Raw genomic sequence first — 13,946 nt, forward strand, 5'->3', positions numbered from 1 at the left:
TCCCCCGTCGGGTCGTTCGGTCAGTGCTCGACCAGCGTCGGGCCGGCGCCCGCCGCCTGCAACGGTGACGCGCCCACCATCCGTCCCGGAACCATTCCACCCCCGCTGACGTGCAAGGACGTGAAGCGTGGGACGCAGGGTCGAGGGGGATGGAATGCCGAAGGACGCCGCCGTCGAGGAGTTCGCGCGGCTCGTGCGCGCGCTGAAGGCGCGGGACGGGAGGAGTTACGAGGCGCTGGGCCGGCGCCTGAGCGTCAGCGCGTCCACCCTCCACCGTTACTGCTCCGGCGCGACCGTCCCGGAGGAGTTCGCCGTGGTCGACCGCCTCGCCCTGCTGTGCGGGGCGGACGAGGAGGAGCGGCGGGCCCTGGAGGTGGCCTGGACCCGCGCGGACGGCGTCCGCCGCCCTCCGGCACCGGAACCCGACGCGAAGCCGACGCCCGAGCCCGGCCCGGAGCCGCAGCCCGAGCCCGACCCGGAGCCGACACCCGAGCCGGAGCCGAAGCCGGCTCCGGAGCCCGCGCCGGCCCCGGAGACGGCGCCCGAGCCCGAGCCCACCACCGAGCTGGAACCCGTGCACGCGCGCGTGCCGGGCCTCCCGTCCGAGCGGCGGAGGCGCCGGTGGGGGTGGGTGGGCGTGGTCTGCGGGGCGCTGGCGGTCGTGGGGACGGTGACGCTCGGAGCCGTACTCCTGCCCGGGAAGACCCGGGAGCGGGCCGCCGAACCACCGGCGCCGCTGACGTGGACGGTCGCCTCGCACCTCTGGCAGAACGGGTGCGGGCACACCTACCTCGTGGAGCGGACGCCCCCTCCCCCGCCGGAGGCGGCCGACGCGCGGAGCTGGGCGGCGGCGCAGGGGGCCGTGGACGGCGGGGACACGCTGGTGCGGGTGTCGGTGCAGGGGAAGGGCGCTGCGGCGGTGGTGCTCCAGGCGCTGCACGTGCGGGTGGCGGAGCGGGGCGCGCCGCTGCCGCGGGCGGCGTACCGGATGGGCGACGGGTGCGGCGGGGCGGTGACGCCGCGCCGTTTCGAGGTGGACCTGGACCGGCCACGGCCGGTGGCGCGGGCGCTGGACGGGTACGACGCCTCCGGGGAGGAGGGCCGGACGCTCCCGGCGATCTCCTTCCCGTACGCGGTGACCTCCTCGGACCCGGAGGAGCTGCTCGTCACCGCCCGGACGGCGGGTTGCGACTGCCGCTGGTACCTGGAGCTGGTGTGGAGCAGCGAGGGCCGTTCGGGGACGGTCCGGATCACCGACGACGGGCAGCCGTTCCGCACCGCCCCCGTCGCCGGCAGGCCTTTGTTCGCGTACGACGACGTGAACCGTCGCTGGATCCGCGAAGAGGCCTCCGGCTCCTGACCAGACGTGACATGGACAACCTTGGGCGCGCAGATCTGGACAGCGATACGAACCGATGGGTAACTTGACTGAGCAAGCGCTTAGGCATAGTGGGCCAGGGTGCCCAGGACTCCGAGGAGGCGGCTCGTGCGCCGTACCGTATTCAACGAGGACCACGAGGCGTTCCGGGAGACCATCCGCGCCTTCATCGAGGCCGAGGTCGTCCCCGTCTACGACGAGTGGTTCGCGGCGGGCCAGGCGCCGCGCGAGTTCTACGACAAGCTCGGCGAGCTGGGCATCTTCGGCATCAACGTGCCCGAGGAGTTCGGCGGCGCGGGCCTGGACACCCACAAGTTCGAGGCCGTCCTGTACGAGGAGACCTCGCGCGCCGGTGTGCAGTTCGGCGGCTCCGGCGTGCACGTGCTGCTCGCCCTCCCCTACATCAAGATGCTCTCCACCGACGAGCAGAAGAAGCGCTACCTGCCGAAGTTCGTCACCGGCGAGGAGATGTGGGCGCTGGCGATGACCGAGCCGGGCACCGGCTCCGACGTCGCGGGCATGAAGACCACCGCCAAGCTCTCCGAGGACGGCACGCACTACGTCCTCAACGGCGCCAAGACCTTCATCACCGGTGGCGTCCACGCCGACCGCGTGATCGTCTGCGCCCGTACGTCCGCCCCGACGGCCGAGGACCGCCGCCACGGCATCTCCCTCTTCGCCGTGGACACCAAGTCCGAGGGCTACTCCATCGGCCGCAAGCTGGACAAGCTCGGCCTGCGCACCTCCGACACCGCCGAGCTGGCGTTCGTCGACGTGAAGGTGCCGGTCGAGGACCTGCTCGGCGAGGAGAACAAGGGCTTCTACTACCTCGGCCACAACCTGGCCTCCGAGCGCTGGGGCATCGCCTTCGGCGCCTACGCCCAGGCCAAGGCCGCCGTCCGCTTCGCCCAGCAGTACGTCACGGACCGCACGGTCTTCGGCAAGCCGGTCGCGCACTTCCAGAACACCAAGTTCGAGCTGGCCGCCTGCCAGGCCGAGGTGGACGCGGCCGAGGCCGTCGCCGACCGCGCCCTGGAGGCCCTGGACGCGGGCGAGCTGACCCCGGCCGAGGCCGCGAGCGCCAAGCTCTTCTGCACCGAGGTCGCGCACCGCGTCATCGACCGCTGCCTCCAGCTGCACGGCGGCTACGGCTACATGAACGAGTACCCGATCGCCCGCCTGTACGCCGACAACCGCGTCAACCGCATCTACGGCGGCACCAGCGAGATCATGAAGTCGATCATCGCGAAGTCGATGGGCCTGTAAGTGCCGCAGTCGCACAACGCACTGGATGACCTGCTCGATCTGCTCGACCTGGAGCGGATCGAGCAGGACATCTTCCGGGGCGAGTCCCGCCCCTCGATCGTCCCCCGCGTCTTCGGCGGCCAGGTGGCCGCCCAGGCGCTGGTGGCGGCGGGGCGGACCGTCCCGGCCGACCGGCTCGCCCACTCGCTCCACGCGTACTTCCTGCGGGCCGGCGACCCGGGCGCGCCGATCGTCTACACGGTCGACCGCATCCGTGACGGCCGTTCCTTCACCACCCGCCGGGTCGTCGCCGTCCAGCACGGGCAGCCGATCTTCCACCTCTCTGCGTCCTTCCAGACGTACGAGGAGGGGCTCGACCACCAGGTCGACATGGCGCCCGCCCCGGACCCGGAGTCGCTCCCGACACCGGCCGAGATGCTGCCGCGCCACCTCCCCCGCGAGGTCGCGGACCGGCTGATCGAGGCCCGCGCGGCGGTCGATCTCCGCTATGCCGAGACGCCCCCGTGGGGCACGGTCGGCACCCCGCGCGAGCCCCGCTCCCAGGTCTGGTTCCGCACCAACGGCAAGCTGGCCGACGACCCCCTGCTGCACGTCGTCCTCGCCACGTACGTCTCCGACATGACCCTGCTCGACTCCATCCTGCTCGCGCACGGGCGTGGCGGCTGGGCCGTCGGCGACGTGGTCGGGGCCTCCCTCGACCACGCCATGTGGTTCCACCGGCCCTTCCGGGCCGACGAATGGCTCCTGTACGACCAGGAGTCGCCGACCGCGTCCGGCGGGCGCGGCCTCGGCCAGGCACGGATCTACACGCAGGACGGCCGGCTCGCGATCTCCGTCATCCAGGAGGGTGTCGTTCGCGTGCCGCGCTGATGATCGGACATACCGTCCGATCATGGCGGACAACGGCGAAAGCACCTTCACGGTGATCGTGGCGGCGGCGGCGAACCTCGGGATCGCCGCCGCCAAGGTCGTCGCGGGGATCGTCAGCGGATCGAGCGCGATGCTCTCGGAGGCGGCCCACTCGCTGGCCGACACCGTCACCGAGGCCATGCTGCTCACCGCGCTCAAGCGCAGCGAGAAGCCCGCCGACGAGGACCATCCCGTCGGGTACGCGGGCGAGCGGTACGTGTGGGCGATGCTCGCGGCCGTCGCGACCTTCGTCGGCGGCGCGGTCTTCTCCGTCTACGACGGCATCCACACCCTCACCCACGGCGAGGAGCTCGGCGACCCGACGATCTCGTACATCGTCCTCGGCGTCGCCTTCGTCCTGGAGGGCTTCTCCCTGCGGACCGGGATCAGGCAGGTCCAGGCCGAGGCGGAGCGGATGAAGGCGCCCTTCGGCCGCTACCTCCGCCTCACCGCCGACACCACCGTCAAGGCCGTGGTGATGGAGGACTCCGCCGCCCTCGCCGGCCTGATGCTGGCGGCGGGCGGCCTCCTCGGCGGCCAGATCACCGGCTCCGGCGTCTGGGACGGCGTCGCCTCGATCCTCATCGGCGTCCTGCTCGTGTACGTGGCCTGGGTCCTCGGCCGCTCCAACGCCGAACTCCTCATCGGCCGGCCGCTGCCCCGGCACATGCGGGCCGCGGTCCGCGAGGAGCTGCTCACCGTCCCGCACATCGTGGACGTCCTCGACCTGACGACCCTCATCCAGGGGCCCTCCGAGGTCCTGGTCGCCGCGAAGATCGACTTCCGGGACGTCGCCTCGGCGGAGCAGATCGAATGGGCCTGCGAGGACGCCGAGGACCAGCTCCGCGAGCGCTTCCCGGCGATCCGCCGCGTGTACCTGGACCCGACTCCGGGCCTGGGTCAGCGCCGGGCCCGGCCGTCAGAGCAGGCCTGAGGCCTCCAGCGTGTACGCCGTCATCGGCTCGTAGTAGCGGGGGTCGATCACATGGTCGTCGAGCGGGATCGTGACCTGCATCGTGCCCTCGGCCTCACCGATGAAGAGGGCGGGGTCGTTGCAGTCCGCGTACCCGACGGAGTCGATCCCGCGCTGGCCCGCGCGCCCGGCCCAGCCGTGGTCGGCGATCACCAGATCGGGGCGCCCGTCCTCGCCGAGGGCGTCCAGGATCGCGTTCATCGGCTCCGGGGAGTGGGTGTGCCAGAGGGTGGCGCCACGCTCGAAGACGGCGACGTCGGCGAACTGCACGACGTACCCCTCGTCGGCGATCAGCCCGCCGGGGATGCGGACGATGTCGCAGCCCTGGGCGCGCAGCGCGGCGGCGACGCGACTGTGGACGTCGATGAGCGAGCCGGGGTGGCCGGTCGCGAAGAGGACCCGCTCCTTGCCGGCGGCGGCCTTGCGGAGCCGGGCGGCCATCCGGTCCAGGCCGTCGACGGTCAGCTCGGGGTCGATGGTGTCCTGGCCGACCCGGTGGGCCGGGTCGTCGACGACCCCGCACCGCTCGGCCATCACGGCGAGGACGTCCTGCTCGTCGGTCCAGCGGTCGCCGAGCTCCAGACCGAGCCAGTAGTGCCGGTCGCCGTTGGCGAGCTTTCTGTAGTGGGAGAGGTTGTTGTCGCGCGGCGTGGCGACGTCTCCGGCGATCCGGGTGCGGACGAGGTGCTCGACAAGGGCGGGGCGGCTGAGTATCGGCATGGGGTTCATTCTGTCCGAGGGCCGGGCGCGATGAGCAGCCCGTCCGGATTTCCGGACCCCCGCCCCCGCCGTGCCCCGTTCGACCCCCGTCCTGCCCTACTCGCCCGCCAGGGCCCCGAACGCCCCGTGCGCCAGTCGTCGCAGCAGCTCCTCCATCGACTGGCGGCCGAGCGCCGCCAGGTGCGGGGTCGAGTTCAGCAGGCCGAAGACCGCGTGCACCGCCGTCCGCGCCTCGCTCTCGGAGGAGTCCGGGTACAGCTCCCGTACGACCGCGACCCACAGCTCCACGTACTGCCGCTGGAGCTGCCGTACCCGCTTGCGGTCCTCGTCCTTGAGGCGGTCGAGCTCCCGGTCGTGCAGCGTGATCAGCGGCCGGTCGTCGAGGGCGAAGTCGATGTGGCCGTCGACGAGCGAGGCGAGCACGGCCTCGGGGTCGCCGGCGGTCTCGCCGACCCGGATGCGGCCACCGGTGAGGAGCCGCTCGCTGATCCCGACGAGGAGCTCGGCGAGCATCGCGTCCTTGCCGGGGAAGTGGCGGTAGAGCCCGGGGCCGCTGATGCCGACGGCCGCCCCTATCTCGTCCACGCCCACCCCGTGGAAGCCGCGCTCGGCGAACAGGCGGGCGGCCTCCCTGAGGATCTGCTCGCGCCGTGTCGTGGCTGCGGTCCTGCCACCGGCCTGCGGAGTCGTCGTGGGGGTCGGGCTCGTGGTCATGCGATCGATTCTAGACAACCCGGTTAGCGGTCGTTAACCTGGGCGTCATACGTTAACGCTCATTAACCGAGCAAGGGAGCTCGAGGGATGCAGCAGGCACCTGTGCTGACGAGCGCGGCGGATCCCGCGTCCGCGGCCTGGCAGGCCAACGAGTCGGCGCACCACGAGCTGGCCGCGACCCTGCGCGCCAAGCTCGCCGCCGCCGCTCTGGGAGGCGGTGAGAAGTCCCGCGCCCGGCACACGGCGCGCGGGAAGCTGCTGCCGCGGGACCGTGTGGACACCCTCCTGGACCCGGGCTCGCCCTTCCTGGAGCTGGCCCCGCTGGCGGCGAACGGGATGTACGGCGACCAGGCGCCCGCCGCCGGGGTCATCGCCGGCATCGGCCGGGTCTCGGGCCGCGAGTGCGTGATCGTCGCCAACGACGCGACGGTCAAGGGCGGCACGTACTACCCGATGACGGTGAAGAAGCACCTGCGCGCCCAGGAGGTGGCGCTGGAGAACCGTCTCCCCTGCCTCTACCTGGTCGACTCGGGCGGCGCCTTCCTGCCGATGCAGGACGAGGTCTTCCCGGACCGGGAGCACTTCGGCCGGATCTTCTACAACCAGGCCCGGATGTCCGGCGCGGGCATCCCGCAGATCGCGGCGGTCCTCGGTTCGTGCACGGCGGGCGGCGCGTACGTCCCGGCGATGAGCGACGAGGCCGTGATCGTACGGAACCAGGGCACGATCTTCCTGGGCGGTCCGCCGCTGGTGAAGGCGGCGACCGGCGAGGTCGTCACCGCGGAGGAGCTGGGCGGCGGCGAGGTCCACTCGCGGATCTCCGGCGTCACCGACCACCTCGCCGAGGACGACGCCCACGCCCTGCGCATCGTCCGGAACATCGTCGCCACGCTCCCCGAGCGCGGCCCGCTGCCCTGGTCGGTCGAGCCGGCCGAGGAGCCGAAGGTCGACCCGGCCGGGCTCTACGGCGCGGTGCCGGTGGACTCCCGTACCCCGTACGACGTGCGCGAGGTGATCGCCCGGGTCGTGGACGGCTCCCGCTTCCAGGAGTTCAAGTCCGAGTACGGGCAGACGCTGATCACCGGCTTCGCCCGGATTCACGGCCACCCCGTCGGGATCGTCGCCAACAACGGCATCCTGTTCGCCGAGTCCGCCCAGAAGGGCGCGCACTTCATCGAGCTGTGCGACCAGCGCGGGATCCCGCTCGTCTTCCTCCAGAACATCACCGGCTTCATGGTCGGCAAGGCGTACGAGCACGGCGGCATCGCCAAGCACGGCGCCAAGATGGTCACGGCCGTGGCCACCACCCGGGTCCCGAAGCTGACGGTCGTCGTCGGCGGTTCGTACGGCGCGGGCAACTACTCGATGTGCGGCCGCGCGTACTCCCCCCGCTTCCTGTGGATGTGGCCCAACGCCAAGATCTCCGTCATGGGCGGCGAGCAGGCCGCGTCCGTCCTCGCGACGGTCAAGCGGGACCAGCTCGGCGACGAGTGGAGCGCGGCGGACGAGGAGGCCTTCAAGGCTCCGATCCGCGAGCAGTACGAGACCCAGGGCAGCGCCTACTACGCGTCGGCCCGGCTGTGGGACGACGGGGTCATCGACCCCCTGGAGACCCGGCAGGTCCTCGGACTGGCCCTGACCGCCTGTGCCAACGCGCCCCTGGGTGACCCCCAGTTCGGCGTCTTCCGGATGTGAAGGGCCCTCAGGAGATGCACAGCATGTTCGACACCGTCCTCGTGGCCAACCGGGGCGAGATCGCCGTCCGCGTCATCCGCACCCTGCGGGCGCTCGGCGTGCGCTCGGTGGCCGTCTACAGCGACGCGGACGCCGACGCCCGGCACGTCCGTGAGGCGGACACGGCGGTACGGATCGGTCCGCCGCCGGCCGCCGAGTCCTATCTGTCGGTCCCGGCCCTCCTCGACGCCGCCGCCCGCACCGGGGCACAGGCCGTGCACCCGGGCTACGGCTTCCTCGCGGAGAACGCCGCCTTCGCGCGGGCCTGCGCCGACGCCGGTCTGGTCTTCATCGGCCCGACCGCCGAGGCGATCTCCCTGATGGGCGACAAGATCCGGGCGAAGGAGACCGTGAAGACGGCGGGCGTGCCCGTCGTCCCCGGCGCCGCCGATCCCGAACTGGTCGAGGCGGCCCGCGAACTGGGCGCGCCCGTCCTGCTCAAGCCGTCCGCCGGCGGCGGCGGCAAGGGCATGCGGCTCGTCCGGGACCTTTCGGTCCTTGAGGAGGAGATCGCGGCGGCCCGCCGTGAGGCGCGCGCCTCGTTCGGCGACGACACGCTGCTCGTGGAGCGGTGGATCGACCGGCCCCGGCACATCGAGATCCAGGTCCTCGCCGACACCCACGGGAACGTGGTGCACCTCGGCGAGCGCGAGTGCTCGCTCCAGCGCCGCCACCAGAAGATCATCGAGGAGGCGCCGAGCGTCCTCCTCACGCCCGAGATCCGCGCCGCCATGGGTGCGGCGGCGGTCGAGGCGGCACGGTCCTGCGGCTATGTGGGCGCGGGCACGGTCGAGTTCATCGTGCCGGGCGTCGACCCGTCGGCGTACTACTTCATGGAGATGAACACCCGTCTCCAGGTCGAGCACCCGGTGACCGAGCTGATCACCGGTATCGACCTGGTGGAGTGGCAGCTGCGGGTGGCCTCCGGCGAACCGCTCCCCTTCGCGCAGGACGACATCCGTCTCGACGGCTGGGCGATCGAGGCCCGCATCTGCGCGGAGGACCCCTCGCGGGGCTTCCTCCCGTCGGGCGGCACGGTCCTCGCGCTGAACGAGCCGCAGGGCGAAGGCGTCCGCACGGACTCGGGTCTGTCGCAGGGCACGGAGGTCTCGTCCCTCTACGACCCGATGCTGTCGAAGGTCATCGTCCACGCGAAGGACCGCCCGACGGCCCTCCGCAAGCTGCGCGCGGCGCTCGCGGACACGGTCACCCTCGGCGTCCCGACGAACGCGGGCTTCCTGCGCCGCCTCCTGGCCCACGAGGACGTGATCGCGGGCGACCTCGACACGGGTCTGGTGGAGCGGGACGCGGAGAGCCTGGTCCCGCAGGGCGTCCCCGAAGAGGTGTACGCGGCCGCGGCGGCCGTACGGCTCGCCGGGCTGGCCCCGGAGCCCCGGGAGGGCTGGACGGACCCGTTCTCGGTGCCGAACGGCTTCCGGCTCGGCGGTGCGCCCAAGCGGCTCGCCTTCCCCTTCCGCGTGCCGGGGCTCGAACCCGTCACGGTCGACGCCCCCGCCGGGGCGCGGGTCACGGACACCGCGGTGACCGTGACGCTGGACGGGATCACCCATCACTTCCGGCGCGCCGGCTCCTGGCTGGGCCGCGACGGCGACTCCTGGCACGTGCTCGACCACGACCCCGTCGAGGCCGCGCTCAGCGGGGCGAGGCACGGTGGGGCCGACACGCTCGCCGCGCCGATGCCCGGGACCGTCACCGTCGTCAAGGTGGCCGTCGGCGACGAGGTCGAGGCCGGGCAGAGCCTGCTCGTCGTCGAGGCGATGAAGATGGAGCACGTCATCTCCGCCCCGCACGCCGGCACGGTCACCGAGCTCGACGTCACGCCCGGCACCACCGTCGCCATGGACCAGATCCTGGCCGTGGTGACGCCCCGCGAGGAGGAGGACGCATGACCACCGGCCTGCCCATGACCGTCGCCGACCCCTCCCTCCCCGCCCGGGTCCGGATCCACGAGGTCGGCGCCCGCGACGGGCTGCAGAACGAGAAGACGGCCGTCCCGACCGCCGTGAAGGCGGAGTTCGTCCGGCGGCTCGCCGCCGCCGGCCTGGACACCGTCGAGGCGACCAGCTTCGTGCACCCGAAGTGGGTGCCCCAGCTGGCCGACGCCGAGGAGCTGTTCCCGCTCGTCCGCGACCTGCCCGTCCGCCTCCCGGTCCTCGTGCCGAACGAGCGCGGCCTGGACCGGGCGCTCGCGCTCGGGGCGCGGGAGATCGCGGTCTTCGCCTCGGCGACCGAGTCCTTCGCGAAGGCCAACCTCAACCGGACCGTCGACGAGGCGCTCGCGCTCTTCGCGCCGACGGTCACCCGCGCCATAGAGGCGGGTCTGAAGGTCCGCGGCTACCTCTCGATGTGCTTCGGCGACCCCTGGGAGGGCGCCGTCCCGATCGAGCAGGTCGTCCGCGTCACGAAGGCCCTCGCCGAGATGGGCTGCGACGAGCTGAGCCTGGGCGACACGATCGGCGTCGCCACCCCGGGCCACGTCCAGGCCCTCCTGACCGCGCTGAACGAGGCCGGGGTCCCGACCTCCCGTATCGCCGTGCACTTCCACGACACCTACGGACAGGCCCTGTCCAACACCCTCGCCGCGCTGCGGCACGGGGTGACGACGGTCGACGCCTCCGCCGGCGGCCTCGGCGGCTGCCCGTACGCGAAGAGCGCGACCGGCAATCTCGCCACCGAGGATCTCGTGTGGATGCTCGACGGTCTCGGCATCGAGACCGGGGTCGATCTGGCCGCCCTCACCGCCACGAGCGGGTGGATGGCCGAACAGCTGGGCCGGCCCAGCCCTTCCCGTACCGTCCGCGCCCTCTCCCACAAGGAGTGACGAAACCCATGTCCCTCGACCACCGGCTCACCGAAGAGCACGAGGAACTCCGCCGCACCGTCGAGGCCTTCGCGCACGACGTCGTCGCCCCGAAGATCGGCGACTACTACGAGCGGCACGAGTTCCCGTACGAGATCGTCCGCGAGATGGGCCGCATGGGCCTGTTCGGCCTCCCCTTCCCGGAGGAGTACGGCGGCATGGGCGGCGACTACCTCGCGCTCGGCATCGCCCTGGAGGAGCTCGCCCGGGTCGACTCCTCCGTCGCCATCACGCTGGAGGCGGGCGTCTCCCTCGGCGCGATGCCGGTCTTCCGCTTCGGCACGGAGGAGCAGAAGCGGGAGTGGCTGCCGAAGCTGTGCTCCGGCGAGGTCCTCGGCGCCTTCGGCCTCACCGAGCCCGGTGCGGGCTCGGACGCCGGCGGCACCCGTACGACCGCCGTCCGCGACGGCGACCACTGGGTCATCAACGGCTCGAAGTGCTTCATCACCAACTCCGGTACGGACATCACGGGTCTGGTGACGGTCACGGCGGTCACCGGCCGCAAGCCCGACGGCCGCCCGCTGATCTCCTCGATCATCGTGCCGTCCGGCACGCCGGGCTTCACGGTCGCCGCCCCGTACTCGAAGGTCGGCTGGAACGCCTCGGACACCCGGGAGCTCTCCTTCGACGACGTCCGCGTCCCGGTGGAGAACCTGCTGGGCGAAGAGGGCCGCGGCTACGCGCAGTTCCTGCGGATCCTGGACGAGGGCCGGGTCGCCATCGCGGCGCTCGCGACCGGTCTCGCGCAGGGCTGTGTGGACGAGTCGGTGAAGTACGCGCACGAGCGCCACGCCTTCGGCCGGCCGATCGGCGACAACCAGGCCATCCAGTTCAAGATCGCCGACATGGAGACGAAGGCTCACATGTCGCGGATCGGCTGGCGGGACGCGGCCTCGCGCCTCGTCCTCGGCGAGTCCTTCAAGAAGGAGGCGGCCATCGCCAAGCTGTACTCCTCCACGGTGGCCGTCGACAACGCCCGTGACGCCACCCAGATCCACGGCGGCTACGGCTTCATGAACGAGTACCCGGTGGCCCGTATGTGGCGCGACTCGAAGATCCTGGAGATCGGCGAGGGCACGAGCGAGGTCCAGCGGATGCTGATCGCGCGGGAGTTGGGCCTCCCGGCCTGACCCCCCGCCCTCCGTCCGGAGCCCGTCGTCCCGTCAGGGGGCGGCGGGCTCCGTCGCGTTCCCGGCGCCCTCCAGGCGGCCCCACGGCGGGTTCCCGGCGTGTGATCCACGCCTCGCCCGCCCACCTCTACTGATCGTTATTTGGTTAGGCTAACCTTTCCTCGACTTGCCCCGGCCGACACCGGCTCGTACCGAAAGCGACTCCGCCATGCCCAGCACCGCCCGCGCCACCCATCTCACCCGTCGCGGCCTGCTGGCCGCGGGCGGCGCTCTCGGTCTGGGCGCCGCGCTCGTCGCCTGCGGCGGCGACAAGAAGGACGGCGCCGCCGCTCCCTCCGCCTCGGCGAAGTCCGGTTCCTGGGAGTTCAAGGACGACCGCGGTCTGACCGTGAAGGCGAAGTCCGCCCCGAAGCGGATCGTCGCCTTCACCGGCACCGCCGCCGCCCTGCACGACTTCGGCATCGAGGTCGTCGGCGTCTTCGGCCCGACCTACGTCGAGGACCCGAAGACCAAGGAGAAGAAGCCGGACGTCCAGGCGGGCGACCTCGACATCACCAAGGTCAAGGTCATCGGCAACGTCTGGGGCGAGTTCAAGATCGAGGAGTACCTCAAGCTCCAGCCCGAGGTCCTCATCACGGACATGTGGGAGAAGAACGACCTCTGGTACGTCCCGGCGGAGCAGAAGGACAAGATCCTCAAGATCGCCCCGAGCGTCGCCCTGTGGGCCTCGGACCTGTCGATGCCGGCCGTCCTCCAGCGCCACGCCGACCTGGCCGCCTCGCTCGGCGCCGACGTCCAGACCGCGCAGATCAAGGCCGACAAGGCCCGCTTCGAGGCCGCGGCCGAGCGCGTCCGCAAGGCCGCCAAGGGCAAGAAGGACATCAAGGTCCTGATCGGCTCCGGCTCCCCCGACCTCTTCTACGTCTCCACCCCGGTCCGCCCGACCGACACGCTCTTCTTCAAGGAGCTGGGCGTCAACCTGGTCGTCCCGACCAAGCTGGACCAGGGCGGCTGGTTCGAGGGCCTCAGCTGGGAGAACGTCGACAAGTACAAGGCCGACGTCATCATGCTCGACAACCGCACCGGCACCCTCCAGCCGGAGCAGCTGAAGGCCAAGCCCACCTGGGGCGCGCTGCCCGCCGTCAAGGCCGGCCAGGTCATCCCGCGCGTGACGGAGCCGGTCTACTCCTACGCCAAGTGCGCCCCGCTCCTCGAGGACCTGGCGAAGGCCCTGGAGAACGCGAAGAAGGTGTCCTGACCCATGACGACCGCCGAGACCGCCCCGTTCCAGTTCTTCTCCCTCCAGGTCGACCGGACGCGGCGGCTCGGCCCGTCGCTGGTCCGCGTCACCTTCACCGGCGAGGACCTGAAGAGGTTCGCCTCCGGAGGCCGCGACCAGTCGCTCTCCCTCTTCCTGCCGCACCCCGGCCAGGAGGCGCCCGTCCTGCCGCCGCTCGACGACCCGGACATGTACGCGATCCTGGGCGCCTGGCGGGCGATGCCGGACGACGAGCGGGCCGTGATGCGCTCGTACACGGTCCGCGAGCAGCGCACCGATCCGGACGAGATGGACATCGACTTCGCGATCCACACGGACGGCGGGCCCGCCTGCCGCTGGGCCGGCCGCGCCGAGCCCGGTGACCGGGTGGTCGTCCTCGGCCCCGCGGTCGCCGCGAACACGGGCGTCCGCTTCCAGCTCCCCGAGGACGCGGACTCCGTGCTGATCTGGGCGGACGAGACGGCCCTGCCGGCCGCCTCGGCGATCCTGGAGTGGCTGCCGGCCGAGACCCGCGCGCAGGTGTTCCTCGAAGTGCCGTACTCCGGCGACCGCATGGACCTCGCGACCGAGGCGGACGCCACGGTCACCTGGCTCGTACGGGAGGAGGGCGCGCCCTCGGCCGTGGACGCGGTGCGCGGCGCCGAGCTGCCCGGCGAGGCCCCGTACGTCTGGATCGCGGGCGAGTCCGGCTCGGTGAAGGCGCTGCGCCGTCACTTCGTGCGCGAGCGCGAACTCGACCGCCGCCGGGTGACGTTCGTCGGCTACTGGCGCAAGGGTCTTTCCGAGGACGCCCTGCGCGAGGTGCCGGACGAGACGCAGGAAGACGCGTAACCCTCCGTTCCCCCAATGGCCCCCCGACCCTCATGGGTTGGGGGGCCATTGCGTTGCAAAATTAGGTTAGGCTAACCTTACTTTCGCAGCGCCTTCCGGCGCGTCCCGAAGCATCCTTCAGCGTTCCTCCC

General features: G+C 71.9%; 12 protein-coding genes. 10 read left to right on the forward strand and 2 right to left on the reverse strand.

Annotated elements, in window-relative coordinates; genetic code table 11:
- The first annotated feature begins 154 nt into the window (after positions 1-154).
- From SGA01_RS31865 to SGA01_RS31880, 4 genes are all read left to right on the forward strand, one after another.
- Positions 155-1,360, forward strand: a complete 1,206-nt coding sequence (locus SGA01_RS31865; RefSeq protein WP_141300882.1) for a helix-turn-helix domain-containing protein — start codon at positions 155-157, stop codon at positions 1,358-1,360.
- Between the two features lie 126 nt (positions 1,361-1,486).
- A complete protein-coding gene (locus SGA01_RS31870; protein WP_017237177.1) occupies positions 1,487-2,644 on the forward strand; it encodes an acyl-CoA dehydrogenase family protein in 1,158 nt (385 codons plus the stop codon).
- Positions 2,645-3,514, forward strand: coding sequence for an acyl-CoA thioesterase (locus SGA01_RS31875; protein ID WP_055643349.1), 870 nt, complete (start codon positions 2,645-2,647; stop codon positions 3,512-3,514).
- A 22-nt stretch (positions 3,515-3,536) separates the two neighbouring features.
- Positions 3,537-4,487: a cation diffusion facilitator family transporter gene (locus SGA01_RS31880; protein WP_141300884.1), complete on the forward strand. Its 951-nt coding sequence runs from the start codon at positions 3,537-3,539 to the stop codon at positions 4,485-4,487.
- Here the strand turns inward: SGA01_RS31880 and SGA01_RS31885 are convergent.
- A complete protein-coding gene (locus SGA01_RS31885) occupies positions 4,473-5,246 on the reverse strand; it encodes a phosphatase (protein ID WP_141300886.1) in 774 nt (257 codons plus the stop codon). The two genes, SGA01_RS31880 and SGA01_RS31885, sit on opposite strands and share 15 nt — an antisense overlap.
- Before the next feature lie 96 nt (positions 5,247-5,342).
- On the reverse strand, positions 5,343-5,960 hold the full coding sequence (locus SGA01_RS31890; protein ID WP_141300889.1) for an SACE_7040 family transcriptional regulator: 618 nt from the start codon (positions 5,958-5,960) through the stop codon (positions 5,343-5,345).
- Positions 5,961-6,047: 87 nt separating this feature from the next.
- Here SGA01_RS31890 and SGA01_RS31895 point away from each other — a divergent pair, with 87 nt between their 5' ends.
- From SGA01_RS31895 to SGA01_RS31920, 6 genes are all read left to right on the forward strand, one after another.
- Complete coding sequence (locus tag SGA01_RS31895; RefSeq protein WP_141300891.1) at positions 6,048-7,655, forward strand: carboxyl transferase domain-containing protein; 1,608 nt, start codon at positions 6,048-6,050, stop codon at positions 7,653-7,655.
- A 14-nt stretch (positions 7,656-7,669) separates the two neighbouring features.
- Positions 7,670-9,604: an ATP-binding protein gene (locus tag SGA01_RS31900; RefSeq protein ID WP_141300893.1), complete on the forward strand. Its 1,935-nt coding sequence runs from the start codon at positions 7,670-7,672 to the stop codon at positions 9,602-9,604.
- Positions 9,601-10,536 carry a hydroxymethylglutaryl-CoA lyase gene (locus tag SGA01_RS31905; RefSeq protein ID WP_141300895.1) on the forward strand — a complete coding sequence of 312 codons (936 nt, stop codon included), beginning with the start codon at positions 9,601-9,603 and terminating at the stop codon, positions 10,534-10,536. Before SGA01_RS31900 ends, SGA01_RS31905 begins: the two co-directional genes overlap by 4 nt.
- Before the next feature lie 8 nt (positions 10,537-10,544).
- Complete coding sequence (locus tag SGA01_RS31910) at positions 10,545-11,705, forward strand: acyl-CoA dehydrogenase family protein (RefSeq protein WP_141300897.1); 1,161 nt, start codon at positions 10,545-10,547, stop codon at positions 11,703-11,705.
- Between the two features lie 208 nt (positions 11,706-11,913).
- Complete coding sequence (locus SGA01_RS31915) at positions 11,914-12,963, forward strand: ABC transporter substrate-binding protein (protein WP_141300898.1); 1,050 nt, start codon at positions 11,914-11,916, stop codon at positions 12,961-12,963.
- Positions 12,964-12,966: 3 nt separating this feature from the next.
- Positions 12,967-13,815, forward strand: coding sequence for a siderophore-interacting protein (locus SGA01_RS31920; protein ID WP_141300900.1), 849 nt, complete (start codon positions 12,967-12,969; stop codon positions 13,813-13,815).
- Positions 13,816-13,946 lie beyond the last annotated feature (131 nt).

Origin of the sequence: Streptomyces gardneri, from assembly GCF_006539185.1 — a bacterium.
In the GTDB taxonomy this organism is placed as follows: Bacteria; Actinomycetota; Actinomycetes; order Streptomycetales; family Streptomycetaceae; genus Streptomyces; species Streptomyces gardneri.

Excerpts from the sequence above, each read along its gene's own strand:
- SGA01_RS31865 (WP_141300882.1), top strand. The coding sequence starts at position 155 with ATGCCGAAGGACGCCGCCGTCGAGGAGTTCGCGCGGCTCGTGCGCGCG.
- SGA01_RS31905 (WP_141300895.1), top strand. The coding sequence starts at position 9,601 with ATGACCACCGGCCTGCCCATGACCGTCGCCGACCCCTCCCTCCCCGCC.
- SGA01_RS31895 (WP_141300891.1), top strand. The coding sequence starts at position 6,048 with ATGCAGCAGGCACCTGTGCTGACGAGCGCGGCGGATCCCGCGTCCGCG.
- SGA01_RS31915 (WP_141300898.1), top strand. The coding sequence starts at position 11,914 with ATGCCCAGCACCGCCCGCGCCACCCATCTCACCCGTCGCGGCCTGCTG.
- SGA01_RS31890 (WP_141300889.1), bottom strand. The coding sequence starts at position 5,960 with ATGACCACGAGCCCGACCCCCACGACGACTCCGCAGGCCGGTGGCAGG.
- SGA01_RS31900 (WP_141300893.1), top strand. The coding sequence starts at position 7,670 with ATGCACAGCATGTTCGACACCGTCCTCGTGGCCAACCGGGGCGAGATC.
- SGA01_RS31910 (WP_141300897.1), top strand. The coding sequence starts at position 10,545 with ATGTCCCTCGACCACCGGCTCACCGAAGAGCACGAGGAACTCCGCCGC.
- SGA01_RS31885 (WP_141300886.1), bottom strand. The coding sequence starts at position 5,246 with ATGCCGATACTCAGCCGCCCCGCCCTTGTCGAGCACCTCGTCCGCACC.
- SGA01_RS31880 (WP_141300884.1), top strand. The coding sequence starts at position 3,537 with ATGGCGGACAACGGCGAAAGCACCTTCACGGTGATCGTGGCGGCGGCG.
- SGA01_RS31920 (WP_141300900.1), top strand. The coding sequence starts at position 12,967 with ATGACGACCGCCGAGACCGCCCCGTTCCAGTTCTTCTCCCTCCAGGTC.